This window comes from Micromonospora sp. DT43 (assembly GCF_049841645.1).
Classification (GTDB): Bacteria; Actinomycetota; Actinomycetes; order Mycobacteriales; family Micromonosporaceae; genus Micromonospora.
This window is the reverse complement of the sequence record NZ_JBNCKR010000004.1, coordinates 443,933-457,917: the sequence shown is the minus strand read 5'-3', so window position 1 is coordinate 457,917 and position 13,985 is coordinate 443,933. Positions and strand designations below refer to the sequence as shown.

Below are 13,985 nucleotides of genomic sequence, written 5' to 3'. Positions count from 1 at the left end.
GTCGGACCGGTCTCGGCATCGCCCGGCCCCTGCTCGACGACCGGCGCGGGGCGCTGGGCGGGCACCACCAGCCGGCCGGCGCCGACGTCGGGGCGATCCTCGACGGTCCGCCCGGGTGGCGCGCTCACCGGCGTCTGGCGGGCTATCGACGCACCGCCGCCGAGGTGCGTGACGCCGTCGATCTCCGCATCGCCGTGGCGGACGCCGTTGGGCTCGCCGTCGCTGTCGCTGTCGATCTCGGCCTCGTCATGGTGGACGCCGTTGGTGTGGTGGCCGTTGACCCGGGCCTGCCGCTCGGAGTCACCGACCAGCCCGCGCAGGGGCGCGGGCAGATCGCCGTGCCTGGTGGAGGAGGTGTGCCAACCCGACGCGGGGGCGGACCGCCACGGCGTTGCCTGCTCACCGGCCGCCGCACGCTCGGACGGGGACCACCCGCCCGTCGAGGGCGCCCACCCGCTGCCGGAGCGGTCCGGGTCGTCGTGCTGACCCGTTCCGTCACCGTGCTCTCCCGGGGTGGCGGCTCCGGGTTGCTCTGTTTCACTCACCGCGCGCTCCTTGGTCGCCCTCGCTGAGGCTACCGTGTGGGGAGAGTGGCGATAAGTTACAGCGGCGGGCCATTTCCACGACGCGGTCGAGGGCCGTCCCGATCTGGGGGGAAAATGCCGGCCCGTACGGAGAACTCGGAGGAGCCCATGACCGCTGTGGGAAACGGCGCACAGACCGCTGGCAGGCCCACCCGCCTGCCCCGCTCCGCGCGCCGTAAGCAGCTGCTCGCGGCGGCGCAGGAGGTATTCGTCGCGCAGGGCTACCACGCCGCGGCGATGGACGACATCGCCGAGCGGGCCGGGGTTTCTAAGCCGGTGCTCTACCAACACTTCCCGGGAAAGATGGACCTCTACCTGGCCCTGTTGGACACGCACTGTGACGCCATCGTCGCTCAGGTGCACGAGGCGATGCGCGGCACCAGCGACAACAAGGAGCGGGTTGGCGCCTCGGTGCGCGCGTACTTCGACTTCGTCGATCACGAGAGCGAGGCGTTCCGCCTCGTCTTCGAGTCGGACCTGCGCAACGACCCGGCGGTGCGGCAGCGGGTGGAGCGGGTCGAGCAGGGCTGCATCGCGGCCATCACCGACACCATCATCTCCGACACCGGCGTGAGCCGGTCGCACGCCGAGTTGCTCGCCTCCGGGCTGGTCGGCGCGGCGGAGACCGCAGCGCAGTTCTGGCTGGCCGGTGGCCGGCAGGTGCCGAAGGCGGAGGCCGAAGCTCTGGTGGCGGCGTTGTCCTGGCGGGGCATCGCGAGCTTCCCGCTGCAAGGTGAGTCAGCCTGACCGCCGACCCCGTGATCGGATAGCCTTCGCAGGGCGGTTATCGCCCCAGTTGAGGAGGCACAGTGGAGGTCAAGATCGGCGTGCAGTACGCGCCGCGCGAGCTGGTTCTGGACAGCGCGCAGTCGCCGGCCGAGATCGAGCAGATCGTGACCGACGCCTTCGCCGGCAACGGCGGCACGCTCTCCCTGACCGACGAGAAGGGCCGGCGGGTCATCGTTCCGGTCGAGAAGGTCGCCTACGTCGAGATCGCCGAGGCGTCCCCGCGATCGGTCGGTTTCACCGTTCGCTGACCGGTCCGGCCGTCGCGGCAGGTCGGCGCTTCCAGGCCACCTGCCGCGGGCCGGTTCCGCACCCGACGGGTGGCGGTCAGTTGTTCAGTCCGGCGACCGCCATCCGCGCGGTGTGCGCGGCGGTGAGCCTCCCGAACAGCCCCGGCACGTCGACCCGGTCGCCCCGCGCGATGAGCGCGGTGAGCGCGGCCCGTTCGGCGGCGACGCGCCCCGCCTGGGACAACGCCTCGCCGACCAGCCGCCGGGCCCACATGGAGAGCCGACCGGCCACCCGGGGATCGTCGGCGACGACCACCCGGATCTCGGCGACGGCGAACTGGGCGTACCGGGAGTCGTGCAGCACGTCCAGCACCAGCGCCCGGTCGGGCTCGTCCAGCGCGTCGGCGATCTCCCTGATGAAGTCGTCGGTGATCGCGTCGCCCACGTACGCCTTGGTGACCACCTCCGCCCAGTCCCGCGGCTCGGTGGAGTCGTGGTACGCCTGCAACGGCTGCACGTAGGGCGCCATCGCCTCCTCCGGCGGCACACCCAGCGCGGTGAGCCGGTCGGCGAGCCGGCGGTAGTTGCCGATCTCGGCCGCGGCCATCTGGCTCAGCGCGGCGCGCCGGTGCAGGTCGGGGGCGAGTCGCGCGTCGCCTGCCATCCGTTCGAAGGCGAGCAGCTCACCGAAGGCGACCAGGCCCAGCAGGTCGGCGACGGCGGGACCTGGGGTGGTCGGCGCGGACACGAGCGCAGGCTACCGCGCGGGGCCTCGGCCGGGTGGCCCGTACGGGGCACGGACGAGCACCCGAGGAAATGTGGCACAGGTCACATCTGATGCCCCCGCGTGGCGGCTGGCCGACCGGGAATCGGGACGTGAGCTTGCCTGTTCAGGTAGCATAGAGCAGTTGCCGTGGGCGCCGATCTGATCGAAGCTCAGCCCGCGGCGCGCGTGCGGCCCGGTCCGGCTCGGCAATCTGCCGCCGACCGTGTGGCCCGCGTCATACCGAACGCGCCCTGAGGACAGGACGGGCGCACCCACGAGAGGGCACCCCCACATCCACATGAGCGAGCTGACTCAAGATCTACTGGACGGCCAGGAACTGGCCCCCACCGCCCCGGTCCGACCCGAGGCTCCCACCTTCGCCGCCCTCGGCGCCCGCGAGGAGACCGTCGAGGCGCTGGCCGCAGCCGGCATCACCCGCGCGTTCGCCATCCAGGAGTACGCGATCCCGATCGCGCTGCGCGGCGTCGACCTCATCGGTCAGGCGCCCACCGGCACCGGCAAAACCCTCGGCTTCGGCGTACCGCTGCTCGACCGGGTCTTCGCGCCCGGTGAGGGCAGCGACGGCGTGCCGCAGGCGCTTGTCGTCGTCCCCACCCGCGAGCTGGGCATCCAGGTCGCCAAGGACCTCGCCGCCGCCGGCCGGACGCGCGGCGTCCGGGTGCTGCCGATCTACGGTGGCGTGGCGTACGAGCCGCAGATCGACGCGCTGCGCAAGGGTGTCGAGATCCTTGTCGGCACCCCCGGGCGACTGATGGACCTGCAGAAGCAGAAGCACCTCCGACTGGACCGGGTGCACGCGCTCGTCCTCGACGAGGCCGACCGGATGCTCGACCTGGGCTTCCTCGACGACGTCGAGAAGATCCTGGCGATGCTTCCGGAGGACCGGCAGACGATGCTGTTCTCGGCGACCATGCCGGACCCGATCGTCACCCTGTCCCGGCGCTTCCTGCGCCAGCCGATGACCATCCACGCCGGGCACACCGCCGAGACCGGGCCGTCGCCGCAGACCGAGCAGTTGGTCTACCGCACCCACTCGATGAACAAGGTCGAGGTGGTGGCACGCATCCTCCAGGCGGAGGGACGTGGCCTGACCATGATCTTCACCCGCACCAAGCGCGCCGCCGACCGGGTCGCCGAGGATCTCGACTTCCGCGGGTTCGCGGTCGCCGCGGTGCACGGTGACCTCGGCCAGGGTGCCCGCGAGCGGGCGCTACGGGCGTTCCGGGCCGGCAAGATCGACATCCTGGTCGCCACCGACGTGGCGGCCCGCGGGCTGGACGTCACGGGCGTCACCCACGTGATCAACTACGACTGCCCGGAAGACCAGGACACCTACACCCACCGGATCGGTCGTACCGGCCGGGCCGGGGCCACGGGTGTCGCGGTGACCTTCGTCGACTGGGACGACATGCCGCGCTGGCGGATCATCGACAAGACCCTCGGTCTGGAGATGCCGGAGCCGCCGGAGACGTACCACACGTCGCCGCACCTCTACACCGACCTGCACATCTCCACCGAGGTCAGCGGCACTCTGCCCACTGCCGAGCGCACCCGGGCCGGGCTGTCCGCCGAGATCGAGGAGGACCTGGGTGGGACGACCCGCTCCCGCCGGGGTGAGAGCGGTGGCCGGGGCTCCCGACGCGGTGAGAGCCGCGGCGACGGCCGTGGTGAGAGTCGGGGCGAGCGCCGTGGCCGGGGCGACGGTCGCCGCGACCGCGCCGACGCCGGCACGTCGACGCCCGCCGTCGCCGAGGCACCCACGGCTGACGCAGCCGAGGAAGGCACCCGTACCCCGCGCCGCCGGCGTCGCCGCCGGGCCGGCGAGGCGGTAGCGGGCGAGCCGACCGCGGTGATCGTCGCCGACGCCGGTCCCACCGAGCCGGCCGCCACCGCGTCCGACGGTGAGCCGTCGAAGCCGCGCCGCCGTCGGCGCCGCCGTGGTGGCGGTTCCGACGCGGGTACGCCTGCCGAGGCGACCGCAGACTGACCACCAGCCACAACTGACATCCCCCGCACCGCCGCACGCGGCGCGGGGGATGTTCCCTTCTCCCACCCCACCTGCCGAAGATGGAACGATGCCGGAACCACTGGACGCCGCCCTGATCGAGATCCGGGCGTTGCTGCTCGACCCCGCGCTGACCCGGGCGGTCGCCGCCGGACGTCGCCGTGGCCGTCGTCCCACAGTTGAGCGGGCCGAACTGCGGCCGGTGACACTCAAGGCGGGGCCCCGAATGCAGATCACCACGTCCGATGGCGCTCGCCCGTACACCCGCAACATCGCCTCCGGTCCCGAGGCCGCTGCGGTGGTCGACGAACTGCTCGCCGAGCCGTTCGGCAACTGGCACGTGGAGACGACCGCCGCGACTCTCCAACTACGGGTGACCAAGTCCGGTGAGGCCCAGGTGCACCGGGCCGCGACGACCCGACCGGCGGCGACGCCTGGCGGAAACGACCGGGCCAAGGAATACCTGCTCGACCCCGGCGACCCGATCTTTGCGGAGATCGGCGGCTCGGCGGCCAAGCGCCGCCAGGTCGACGCCTTCCTGCGGGCCCTGGCCGCGACCCTGCCCGACGACCTGACCGGCCCGCTGCGGGTGGTCGACCTGGGCTGCGGCAACGCCTACCTGACCTTCGCCGCGTACCGCTACCTGACCAGCCGAGGACTGGACGTCGAGTTGGTAGGCGTGGACGTCCGCGAGGACCAGCGGCGGCGCAACACCGAGCTGGCGCAGCGACTGGGCTGGGCTGACAAGGTCAGCTTCGTCGCCGGCACGATCGCCGAGGCCGTCGTCGACCCCGCCCCTGATCTGGTGCTGGCGCTGCACGCCTGCGACACCGCCACCGACGAGGCGCTGGCCCGCGCGGTGCGCTGGGAGGCACGCTGGGTGCTCGCCGCACCGTGCTGCCACCACGACCTGGCCAAGCAGCTACGCGCCCAGCCCACCCCGGCGCCGTACGAACTGTTGACCCGGCAGGGCATCCTGCGTGAGCGCTTCGCCGACGTGCTCACCGACGCGCTCCGGGCGGGTCTCCTGCGGGTGCACGGGTACCGGGCCGAGGTGGTGGAGTTCGTCGACTCCCAGCACACGCCCCGCAACCTGCTGATCCGGGCCCGCCGCAGCGGCACCGGCGACCCACGAAGCGCCGAGTACCGCGAACTCGTCGACCAGTGGGGGGTCACACCCCGGCTGGAGACCCTGCTCGCCGCCGACGAGCCGCTCACCACCTAGGGCCTGGAAGCCCCTGGCCGGCCTGCCTCGACGATCGACTCGGTTTCAGCGTCGACGGTCGCCGTTGTTGCCCCGGTCCCGGCCGCCGGAGCGGTCGAAGACCGACACCCGGTCCCCGCTCTGGCGCAGGGTCGAGCGGTCGTCCTCGCTCGCGCTGCTCGGGAAGGGCACCACCTTTCCCGAGCTCTCGGCGTTACCGGCGGCCGTGAACGCGTTCCAGGAGATGTCGACGAGCAGCTTCTTCGTCTCGGCGTGCCGGATGGCGGCGTTGTGTTGCAGCGCCATCCGGGCACCCAGCACCACGCCGACCAGCGTGGTGGTGATCGCGCCGGTGGCGGCCAGCACGTGGGTGCCGGTCGCCGCGTCGGTGCGGAGCACCAGGATCAGCAGCCAGACCCAGAACCCGGCGGCGAAAACGCCGGCCTTGGCGACGAAGAAGAGGCTCACCGCACCGGGCTGGTGCGGCTGCGGACGGCTCGATTCGGCCATGGTGCTCCTCGGCGGTGGTCCGGACGGACGCGGCAGGCGCGCGTGCGCCGTGCCGGGACGGGCACCGAGCCTAGTGGAAGAACGATGACGATCGCTCGGTGCCGGTCCGAATACTGCCCGAGTTGGAGTCTCGCCCATGGGACAGTTTGTGCGGTCAGTCAGTGGTTTCCGGCCCCTGGCGTACTACTCTCGGGTAGCGCGACTTCCCCGTGCCCAGCCGGGAGGGAAAGACAGACCGGGATGAGTTCGGCAGACGTATCACCGCAGATGGCCTTCGCCCGCTTCGTCCGGCGTGCCATCGATGACGCTCGCGACGAGCGCGGATGGACCGTGACCGATCTCGCCTCGCACACGGGCGTGGGCCGTTCCACCGTGTTCCGCTGGCTCGCCGGTGACTGGCAGGATTACCCCGAGTTGGCCAAGGTACGCGGCTTCTGCGCCGCACTGGATCTGCCGGTGGCTGCCGCGTTCCGGGCGCTCGGGCTTCCCGACGCCGGCCCGGCGGTCAGGCGCCGCGGCGACGACGGCCCGGTCGAGGCCGACGTGCGGGCCATCCTGGACCGGCTGGCCGACCCCGCCGTTTCGGCCGAGGAGAAGCTCCACATCCGCGACCTGCTGCGCTACCTGGCCCGCCGCCCCACCCGCCGCGCCAGCTAACCCCCACCCCCACCCCCAAGACCCACCCCCCACCCCCCCACCCCCGCGCGTTGATCATGAAGTTATTGCCCCGACACGCCGCGGACAGTGGCAATAACTTCATGATCAACGCCGCAAGGGCGGGGGTTGATCAGCCGGTTAGGGGACTGTGAGGGTGAATTCGGCGGTGTGCACCTTATTGGCTACCTGGAAGTCGAGGTAGAGGCGGTAACGGCCCGGCCCCGGGGTGGTCAGCCAGAACTTCACCTGGCCGCCGGCCAGCTCCGGTTCCGGATGCACGTGCAGGTAGCCGAGGTCGCCCTCGCGCAGCGCGACCAGGTGCCCGTACGCCCCGAGGTAGCGCTGCAGCACCGCTCCACCGGCCGCGCCGTCGATCCGGAAGGTGAGCGGCACCGTGACGCCTGCCTGCGGACTGCCCTGGTAACCGACTGTGAACCCGTCCACAGTCGTCGAGGTGGTTGCCGCCGGCAGGGGACGAGGCTCGTACCGGCCCGGCGCGACCAGGTCCACGCCGAGGGTGAGCGCGCTCTGGGCGCCGTTGTCGGCGACCACTGTGAAGTCGGCGTACGCCCGCCAGACGCCCGGCTGCGGGAGGGTCACCGGCACCGCCCAGGTGCCGTCCGGTGACATGGTGGGGTGCAGGTGCTGGTAGCCGGTCAGGTCCCGACGGACCACGATGAGGTGCATCGGCTTGTCGTGCACGACGGCGAACCGGGTGACCGGGCGTCGCTGCACGTCGCGGACCTGAAAGCGGAGCTGCCCGGGGCGGCCAGCCGCGAGCTCGGTGGCCAGCGGGACGAGCGTGTATCCGCCCGAGCTGACCGCCAGGCCGCCCGGCTCGGCGGCAGCGCCCTGGTCAGCGCCCGCGACGGACCCGTGGTCATGGGCCCCGGTGCCCGGCGGGTGGGTGTGGTCGGCGGTCAGCGCCGCTGCGCCGCCGCTGCTTGCGCCGGTGGTGGCGGTGCCGTTCATGCGGCCGAGGCCGAAGCCGAGCAGCACGGCGAGCACCAGCCCGCCGACCACCAGCGCCAGCCGGACGGTGCTCCGGTCCGGCGTGACGGCGGTCTGCTCAGGCACCGCCAGCGTCCAGCACGTAGCCGGCCTCGTCGACGGCCGCCCGCACCGACTCGTCGGGCAGCGGATTGTCGCTGGTCACCGTCGCGGTGCCGGAGGCCAGGTCGACCTGGACCTGGCGCACACCGGGCAGCGCCGACAGCTCATCGGTGACCGCAAGCACGCAGTGCGCGCAGGTCATGCCAGTGACGGCGTACGCGCGGGTCACGGGCTGCTGATCGGTCATGCCGCCACCGTACCGCCGCGCCCGGCCAGCCCCGCCCGACGCCGGGACGGCGTGGCGACCGTCGCAATCCGCAGGGCCCGGGAACTTTCCGCCGGGCAGCCGAGCCGGTGGACCGCTGGCTCCCGCCGCCCACCCCGCGCCGGCCCACGAGGCCCGGCCCGCAAGCACTCTCTGGCCCCGGAGGCCGGGCCGCCAACACCGCCGGGCCGCCAACACCGCCGGGCCGCAAGCACCGCCAGCCCACGAGCGCCACGAACGCGAACAGCGGATCAGCCGGCCACGGCGAGAGCCAGCGGCAGCACATCGGGGGCGCCGGCCCGCCGCAACGCGCGGGCCACCATCGTCATCGTCCAACCCGAGTCGACCAGGTCGTCGACGAGCAGCACCGGCCCCTCCAGGGCGGCCAGCGCGTCGGCCAGGTCGGCCGGTACCGAAAAGGCGTCGTGCAGCGCGCGGACCCGCTGGGCGCTGTTGCCACGCGGCCCGCCGGGACCACCGGGACCGGTCGGGGTGACCGCGCCGAGCAGCGGCAGCCGACCCACGGTGGCGATCCGCTCGGCCAGCGAGCCGACCAGCCGGGGCCGCTGGCGGGAGCCCACCGCGACCACCCCGACCGGACGGCGGGGCCACGGGTCGTCGCCGTGCGCCCACGCCTTCAGCACCTCGACCACCGCGCCGACGACGTCGTCGGGCACCGGCACGTCCGGTGCCTCCGGGCCGACCAGGTCGCGCAGCCGGCCACCCCAGCCCAGGTCGGAGAGGCGCCCGACCGCGCGACCGGGCAGCGCCTGGTCCGCCGGGGCGATCCGGCCCTTCAGCGGTACGCCCACCGCGTCCAGCCCGGTCGGCCAGAGCTTCTTCGGGGCGATCTCCACGCCGGGCCGGCCCAGGAAGGTCTGTGCTGCCGCGAGCGCTGCCGTCGACACGTCGGCGGCGAAGAGCGGGTCGGCGCACCTGTCGCACCGGCCGCAGTCGGTCGCCTCGGTGTCGTCCAGGCGTTCCCGTAGATACCGCATTCGGCAGTCGGACGTGGTCGCGTACTCCCGCATGGCCTGTTGCTCGACGGTGCGCGCCTCGGCGACGCGGCGCAACCGGGCTTCGTCATAGACCCAGGGCTCGCCGGTGGCGAGCCACCCACCGCGCACCCGGCGGACCGCGCCGTCCACGTCGAGCACCTTGAGCATCAGCTCGAGGCGGGCCCGGCGCAGGTCGACGAGGGGTTCGAGGGCCTGGGTGGAGAGCGGGCGGTCGGTGTGCAGTGCGGCCAGCACGGCACGGACCTGCTGCTCCGGTGGGAACGCAAGCGAGGCGAAGTAGCGCCAGATGGCGGCGTCCTCGACGCCTGGCAGCAGCAGCACCTCGGCGTGCTCGACGGCACGGCCGGCGCGGCCGACCTGCTGGTAGTACGCGATCGGCGACGGCGGCGCGCCGAGGTGGACGACGAAACCCAGGTCGGGCTTGTCGAAGCCCATGCCGAGCGCACTGGTGGCGACCAGCGCCTTGATCTTGTTGTCCAGCAGGTCCTGCTCGGCGGCCCGCCGGTCGGCGTCGTCGGACTGCCCGCTGTACGAGGCGACCGGGTAGCCCCGGGAGCGCAGGAACTCGGCCGTCTCCCCCGCTGCCGCGACTGTCAGCGTGTAGACGATGCCCGAGCCGGGCAGCCGATCCAGGTGGTCGGCGAGCCAGGCCAGCCGGTGCGCCGGGCTGGGCAGGTCGAGGACGCCGAGGCGCAGCGACTCGCGGTCCAGCGTGCCGCGCAAGACGAGGGCGTCGCCCAACTGCTCGGCCACGTCCTGGGTGACCCGGGCGTTGGCGGTCGCGGTGGTGGCCAGCACGGGGGTGCGCTCGGGCAGCTCGGCGAGGAACGTCCGCAGCCGCCGGTAGTCGGGGCGGAAGTCGTGCCCCCAGTCGGAGACGCAGTGCGCCTCGTCGACCACCAGCAGGCCGGTGGTCGCGGCCAACTTCGGCAGGACGCCGTCGCGGAAGTCCGGGTTGTTGAGGCGTTCCGGGCTGATCAGGAGCACGTCCACCGCGCCGGTCTGGATCTCGGCGGTGATCTCGTCCCACTCATCGAGATTCGCCGAGTTGATCGTGCGGGCCCGGATGCCGGCCCGGGCGGCCGCCTCGACCTGGTTGCGCATCAACGCCAGCAGCGGCGACACGATGACCGTCGGCCCGGCCTGGTGGCCCTGCTCACGATCCCGGAGCAGGGCGGTGGCCACGAAGTAGACAGCCGACTTGCCCCAACCGGTCCGCTGCACGCAGAGCACCCGTCGCCTGTCGACGACAAGTGCCTCGATGGCACGCCACTGGTCCTCGCGCAGCCGGGCGTGGTCACCTGCCAGCCGGCGCAGCACCGCCTCGGCCCGCTCCCGTACGCCTGCCCGCTCGTCGCCCATCCGGCATTTCTACCAGGTAGGGCGGACGTCCCCTCCGGTCTGCTGCTGCTGGGCAGCGGTCTGCTGCGGTATCGCGGTGGACGGACGCGGTATCGGGGGAAGGAAGACGAGGTGGTCGCGGAGAGAGTCGGTGAGCACCAGCGGGAGGAGACAGCGGGCGGCCAGGTCCTCCATCGAACCGAACGGGCCACGCAGCCAGCGATCCACCACCACCTGCCGGGCCTGCTCGGCGGTGATCCCGGGCATCTCGGCGATCGTCGCCTCGGGGACCGCGTTGACGTCCACCAGGCCCCCGTCGTCGAAGGTACGGGGCAGGTCGGGCCGGCCGATGTGCAACTCCTGGCGCGCCGCCGGGTAGTGGTACAGCAGGTAGCGGGCCTGCTCACGGCGGACCCGGCGCTCGTGGGCGACCGGCCCGGTCGCCGCCGTGCCCCGTCCTGTGATCGCCGACCAGATCGCGCCGTTCAGCAGCAGTGTGTGCAGGACACCCAGCAGCCAGGTGAACAGCCAGGCGATGATCGCGACGAAGTCGACGGTGGTCACCTCGTCCGGGTCACCGGAGCCGACCACGCCGATGAACACGGCCATCGCCGACAGGTAGCCGAGGGCGGCGAGCCCGTCTCGCCAGCTCCGTCGCCACAGCGCGTAGACCAGCACCACCAGCCACGTGAGCAGGCCGAAGGAGAGCACCCCGATCAGCGCGGCGACTATCGCCGTGCTGATACTGGCCCACCGCCGCGCCCGCCGTGGTGGGGTGCCACGCACCGGGTACTGGCCCCGCGGCATCGGTGGGAACGCGGTGGACGGCGGAGCAGGCGGCGGAACGGCGGAGACCGGGTCGGCTGGGTCGACCGGGTCGGCTGCCCGCTCCTGGGCCGGCACCACCGCGACGGATCCCACGGTCGCTGGCATGGGTGCCTCCGGCTCGCTCGCCGGCTTTGCCACCACCAGTGTCGGGTCGGCGCGCAGTATCCGCCCGTGCAGCACGCGCAGCGCCTCGCCCGGCTCGATGCCGTACTCCTCGCGGAGCAGGTCGCCGAACTCCCGGTAGGCGGCGAGCGCCTCGGCCTGCCGCCCGCTGCGGTAGAGCGCCAGCATGAGCTGCTGCCGCAGCCGCTCCCGAACGGGGAACTCGGCCACCAGTTCCACCAGCTCACCGACCGCCTCGCGGTGCCGCCCGAGGTCCAACGTCAGCTCGGCCCGGGTCTCCAGCGCCACGGCCCGCAACTCCACCAGTCGCTGCCGGGCCGCCTCGAAGATCGGCCCGGTGAAGCCGGTGAACGGCTCCCCCTGCCAGAGGTCCAGGGCGGTGGCCAGCTCACTCAGCGCCTGCTCCGTACGCCCGGTCGCGTGCCGCTGGCGGGCAGCCTGCACGCCCCGTTCGAAGCGGACGGCGTCCACGGCCTCGGGGTCCACCCGCAGCAGATAGCCGGCGTCGGTCAGGCTGAGCACCTGTCCCGGTGTACGCGGCGAACGGTCCGGTTCCAGCACCCGGCGCAGTCCGGCCACGTACTTCTGCACGACGTTCGGGCCGTTCGCGGGTGGATCCTCCGGCCAGACCGCGTCGACGATCTGCCCGGTGGACACCGGACGGCCGGCGGAGAGCAGCAGTACGGCGAGCACCGCGCGCTGCTTACCCGGACCGAGGTCGATCTCCCGGTCTGCGTACCAGGCCCGCTGAGGCCCGAGGATCTCGAAACGCAGCTGTCCTGACATGCGAGTTTCCGCTCCTGACACCCCCGGGAGCGCCGGACGGCAGTGCCCGGCAGCCGGACGGCAGCATATCGGCAGCCGATCGGCCGTGCCGGCCGGCAGCATCGTCATCGGCAGAAGCCAGGCAGCGAGAAAGAGAAGTGCGATGACACAGGCAACGGGCACCGCCGGCACCATCCGACGGACGGTCGGTACGGCCGCCGCCGTGCTGGCCGCGACCACCCTGCTCACGGGTTGCGGGCCGAAGAGCGAACCGGCTGCGGCACCGCAGAGCAGCCCGTCCGCCAGCCCGAAGGAGGCGCTCCTGGAGGCCGTCCCGGATGGCACCGAAGGGGCGTTCCGGTTCAGCGGCAAGGACGCGACGAGCACGATCAGCGGCCGGATCGACCCGGCGGCCAAGGGGTTCGAGCTCAACATGGCCATGCCTGCGGACTCCGACGGCATCGTCGTGAAGATGTCGTTCCTGGTGATCGAGGATCAGAACTGGGTGAAGGCGAAGTTCAGCGGCCGCCCCGGCCTCCCGAAGTTCCCGGACAAGTGGATGCAGCTGGACCCCAAGAAGCTGACCGACGCCGTTGACATCCCCGCCTACGACGGCGTGGACCAGGGCAACACCGGGCCACTCATTCAGGCGGCCACCTCGGTCGAGGAGAAGAGTCCCGGCCAGTACGTCGGGTTCATCGACGTGAGCGAGACGGAGGCGGCGAAGGCGCTTGAGGACGGCGAGGCGGCCGCCCTCGGCGAGGCCGCCAAGAAGGTGCCGTTCACCGCAGTCGTCGGCGCGGACAAGCACCTGGCCTCGCTGACGCTGAAGATGCCCGCCGCCGGCAAGGCGAAGGCGTACGACTACGTCGTCAACTACGCCGACTACGGCAGCGCCCCGAAGATCAGCGTGCCGACCGGCGCCGCCGCCACGAAGGCGCCGGCGATGGCTTACGAGATGCTGAACGGCTGACCCACGACACAGGAGGGCGGCGGCCGCACGGGGGGCCGCCGCCCTTTCGGCGTCGCGGACAGTTCCGTACTCGCTCAGCGGCCGAGAACCGAGCCGCCGTTGACCCCGAGGACCTGGCCCGTCACGTACCCGGCAGCGGGGCTGGCGAGGTAGAGCACCGCCTCTGCGACGTCGTCGGGCACGCCGGCCCGTCCGACCAGGGTCGCCGCGACCCTCTTCGCGTGCCCCTCGGCGGTCATCCGGTCACCGAAGAACTCGGTCTCGGCGACGTAGCCGGGGCTCACCACGTTTACCGTGATCTGCTCCGGGCCGAGCTGCGCGGCCAGGTCGTACGCCCAGCCGTGCAGGGCCGCCTTCGCCGCCGAGTACGGCCCGCCGCCGCCGCGCTGGGCGGCGATCGAGCTGACCAGGATCACCCGCCCACCGGGTCGACGCAGGGCCGGCCGTAGCGCCTCGGTGAGCAGAACGGCGGTGAGCACGTTGGCGTCCAGGTTGGCCCGCCAGTGCGCGGCGGTGCCGGCGAGCGTGTCGGTGTCCCCGCCCAGGTACCCGCCGGCGTTGTTGACGACCACGTCGACAGGCCGGTCACCGACCGCCGCGAGGACCCTGTCGAGCTGCTCCGGGTCGGTCAGGTCCGCCGTGACGGCGGTGACGGCGTCAGCCCGCCCGCAGTCCACGGAGATCCGCCCCGCAGCGGCAGTCAACACGTCCGCCCGCCGCCCGACGATCAGAACGTCGTACCCGTCCCGCGCGAGCGCCCCCGCAACGGCCGCCCCGATCCCGGTCCCACCCCCACTGACAACAGCAACCCGCGGTCCCACGTCCCGACCTCCCCTGCCCACTGAAACCCGTCGA

General features: G+C 72.6%; 13 protein-coding genes. 6 read left to right on the top strand and 7 right to left on the bottom strand.

What is annotated here, in order from left to right; translation table 11 throughout:
- Positions 1–692 precede the first annotated feature (692 nt).
- Together ACLQ26_RS13660 and ACLQ26_RS13655 are read left to right on the top strand one after the other, a co-directional pair.
- Positions 693–1,331, top strand: a complete 639-nt coding sequence (locus ACLQ26_RS13660; RefSeq protein WP_425744751.1) for a TetR/AcrR family transcriptional regulator — start codon at positions 693–695, stop codon at positions 1,329–1,331.
- A gap of 62 nt (positions 1,332–1,393) precedes the next feature.
- Complete coding sequence (locus tag ACLQ26_RS13655; RefSeq protein WP_110563159.1) at positions 1,394–1,621, top strand: DUF3107 domain-containing protein; 228 nt, start codon at positions 1,394–1,396, stop codon at positions 1,619–1,621.
- A 76-nt stretch (positions 1,622–1,697) separates the two neighbouring features.
- Here ACLQ26_RS13655 and ACLQ26_RS13650 read toward each other — a convergent pair whose 3' ends face one another.
- The gene (locus ACLQ26_RS13650; protein ID WP_425744750.1) at positions 1,698–2,348 is read right to left on the bottom strand and encodes a ferritin-like fold-containing protein; all 651 of its coding nucleotides are present in this window, start codon (positions 2,346–2,348) and stop codon (positions 1,698–1,700) included.
- Positions 2,349–2,664: 316 nt separating this feature from the next.
- Here ACLQ26_RS13650 and ACLQ26_RS13645 point away from each other — a divergent pair, with 316 nt between their 5' ends.
- Together ACLQ26_RS13645 and ACLQ26_RS13640 are read left to right on the top strand one after the other, a co-directional pair.
- Positions 2,665–4,374, top strand: a complete 1,710-nt coding sequence (locus ACLQ26_RS13645) for a DEAD/DEAH box helicase (protein WP_425744749.1) — start codon at positions 2,665–2,667, stop codon at positions 4,372–4,374.
- An 88-nt stretch (positions 4,375–4,462) separates the two neighbouring features.
- Positions 4,463–5,617 carry a class I SAM-dependent methyltransferase gene (locus ACLQ26_RS13640; protein WP_425744748.1) on the top strand — a complete coding sequence of 385 codons (1,155 nt, stop codon included), beginning with the start codon at positions 4,463–4,465 and terminating at the stop codon, positions 5,615–5,617.
- Between the two features lie 45 nt (positions 5,618–5,662).
- On the opposite strand, the gene ACLQ26_RS13635 is transcribed toward ACLQ26_RS13640, so the two are convergent.
- On the bottom strand, positions 5,663–6,106 hold the full coding sequence (locus tag ACLQ26_RS13635) for a hypothetical protein (RefSeq protein WP_425744747.1): 444 nt from the start codon (positions 6,104–6,106) through the stop codon (positions 5,663–5,665).
- Between the two features lie 240 nt (positions 6,107–6,346).
- Here ACLQ26_RS13635 and ACLQ26_RS13630 point away from each other — a divergent pair, with 240 nt between their 5' ends.
- Positions 6,347–6,763: a helix-turn-helix domain-containing protein gene (locus ACLQ26_RS13630; protein WP_425744746.1), complete on the top strand. Its 417-nt coding sequence runs from the start codon at positions 6,347–6,349 to the stop codon at positions 6,761–6,763.
- A 138-nt stretch (positions 6,764–6,901) separates the two neighbouring features.
- Here ACLQ26_RS13630 and ACLQ26_RS13625 read toward each other — a convergent pair whose 3' ends face one another.
- The 4 genes from ACLQ26_RS13625 to ACLQ26_RS13610 all read right to left on the bottom strand — a co-directional run bounded on the left by ACLQ26_RS13625 (position 6,902) and on the right by ACLQ26_RS13610 (position 12,178).
- Positions 6,902–7,840: a hypothetical protein gene (locus ACLQ26_RS13625; RefSeq protein ID WP_425744745.1), complete on the bottom strand. Its 939-nt coding sequence runs from the start codon at positions 7,838–7,840 to the stop codon at positions 6,902–6,904.
- A complete protein-coding gene (locus tag ACLQ26_RS13620; RefSeq protein WP_425744744.1) occupies positions 7,833–8,063 on the bottom strand; it encodes a heavy-metal-associated domain-containing protein in 231 nt (76 codons plus the stop codon). The genes ACLQ26_RS13625 and ACLQ26_RS13620 overlap by 8 nt, the downstream gene beginning before the upstream one ends.
- A gap of 269 nt (positions 8,064–8,332) precedes the next feature.
- Positions 8,333–10,462, bottom strand: a complete 2,130-nt coding sequence (locus tag ACLQ26_RS13615) for a DEAD/DEAH box helicase (RefSeq protein ID WP_425744743.1) — start codon at positions 10,460–10,462, stop codon at positions 8,333–8,335.
- Between the two features lie 9 nt (positions 10,463–10,471).
- Positions 10,472–12,178 carry a BTAD domain-containing putative transcriptional regulator gene (locus ACLQ26_RS13610; RefSeq protein WP_425744742.1) on the bottom strand — a complete coding sequence of 569 codons (1,707 nt, stop codon included), beginning with the start codon at positions 12,176–12,178 and terminating at the stop codon, positions 10,472–10,474.
- Between the two features lie 142 nt (positions 12,179–12,320).
- On the opposite strand from ACLQ26_RS13610, the gene ACLQ26_RS13605 reads away from it, so the two are divergent.
- Positions 12,321–13,130, top strand: coding sequence for a hypothetical protein (locus tag ACLQ26_RS13605; RefSeq protein WP_425744741.1), 810 nt, complete (start codon positions 12,321–12,323; stop codon positions 13,128–13,130).
- A 74-nt stretch (positions 13,131–13,204) separates the two neighbouring features.
- Here the strand turns inward: ACLQ26_RS13605 and ACLQ26_RS13600 are convergent, their stop codons facing one another.
- Positions 13,205–13,951 carry an SDR family NAD(P)-dependent oxidoreductase gene (locus ACLQ26_RS13600; RefSeq protein WP_425744740.1) on the bottom strand — a complete coding sequence of 249 codons (747 nt, stop codon included), beginning with the start codon at positions 13,949–13,951 and terminating at the stop codon, positions 13,205–13,207.
- Positions 13,952–13,985: the final 34 nt, after the last annotated feature.

Coding starts and splice junctions, on each gene's coding strand:
- ACLQ26_RS13660 (WP_425744751.1), top strand. CDS start 693: ATGACCGCTGTGGGAAACGGCGCACAGACCGCTGGCAGGCCCACCCGC.
- ACLQ26_RS13645 (WP_425744749.1), top strand. CDS start 2,665: ATGAGCGAGCTGACTCAAGATCTACTGGACGGCCAGGAACTGGCCCCC.
- ACLQ26_RS13640 (WP_425744748.1), top strand. CDS start 4,463: ATGCCGGAACCACTGGACGCCGCCCTGATCGAGATCCGGGCGTTGCTG.
- ACLQ26_RS13635 (WP_425744747.1), bottom strand. CDS start 6,106: ATGGCCGAATCGAGCCGTCCGCAGCCGCACCAGCCCGGTGCGGTGAGC.
- ACLQ26_RS13630 (WP_425744746.1), top strand. CDS start 6,347: ATGAGTTCGGCAGACGTATCACCGCAGATGGCCTTCGCCCGCTTCGTC.
- ACLQ26_RS13620 (WP_425744744.1), bottom strand. CDS start 8,063: ATGACCGATCAGCAGCCCGTGACCCGCGCGTACGCCGTCACTGGCATG.
- ACLQ26_RS13615 (WP_425744743.1), bottom strand. CDS start 10,462: ATGGGCGACGAGCGGGCAGGCGTACGGGAGCGGGCCGAGGCGGTGCTG.
- ACLQ26_RS13610 (WP_425744742.1), bottom strand. CDS start 12,178: ATGTCAGGACAGCTGCGTTTCGAGATCCTCGGGCCTCAGCGGGCCTGG.
- ACLQ26_RS13605 (WP_425744741.1), top strand. CDS start 12,321: ATGACACAGGCAACGGGCACCGCCGGCACCATCCGACGGACGGTCGGT.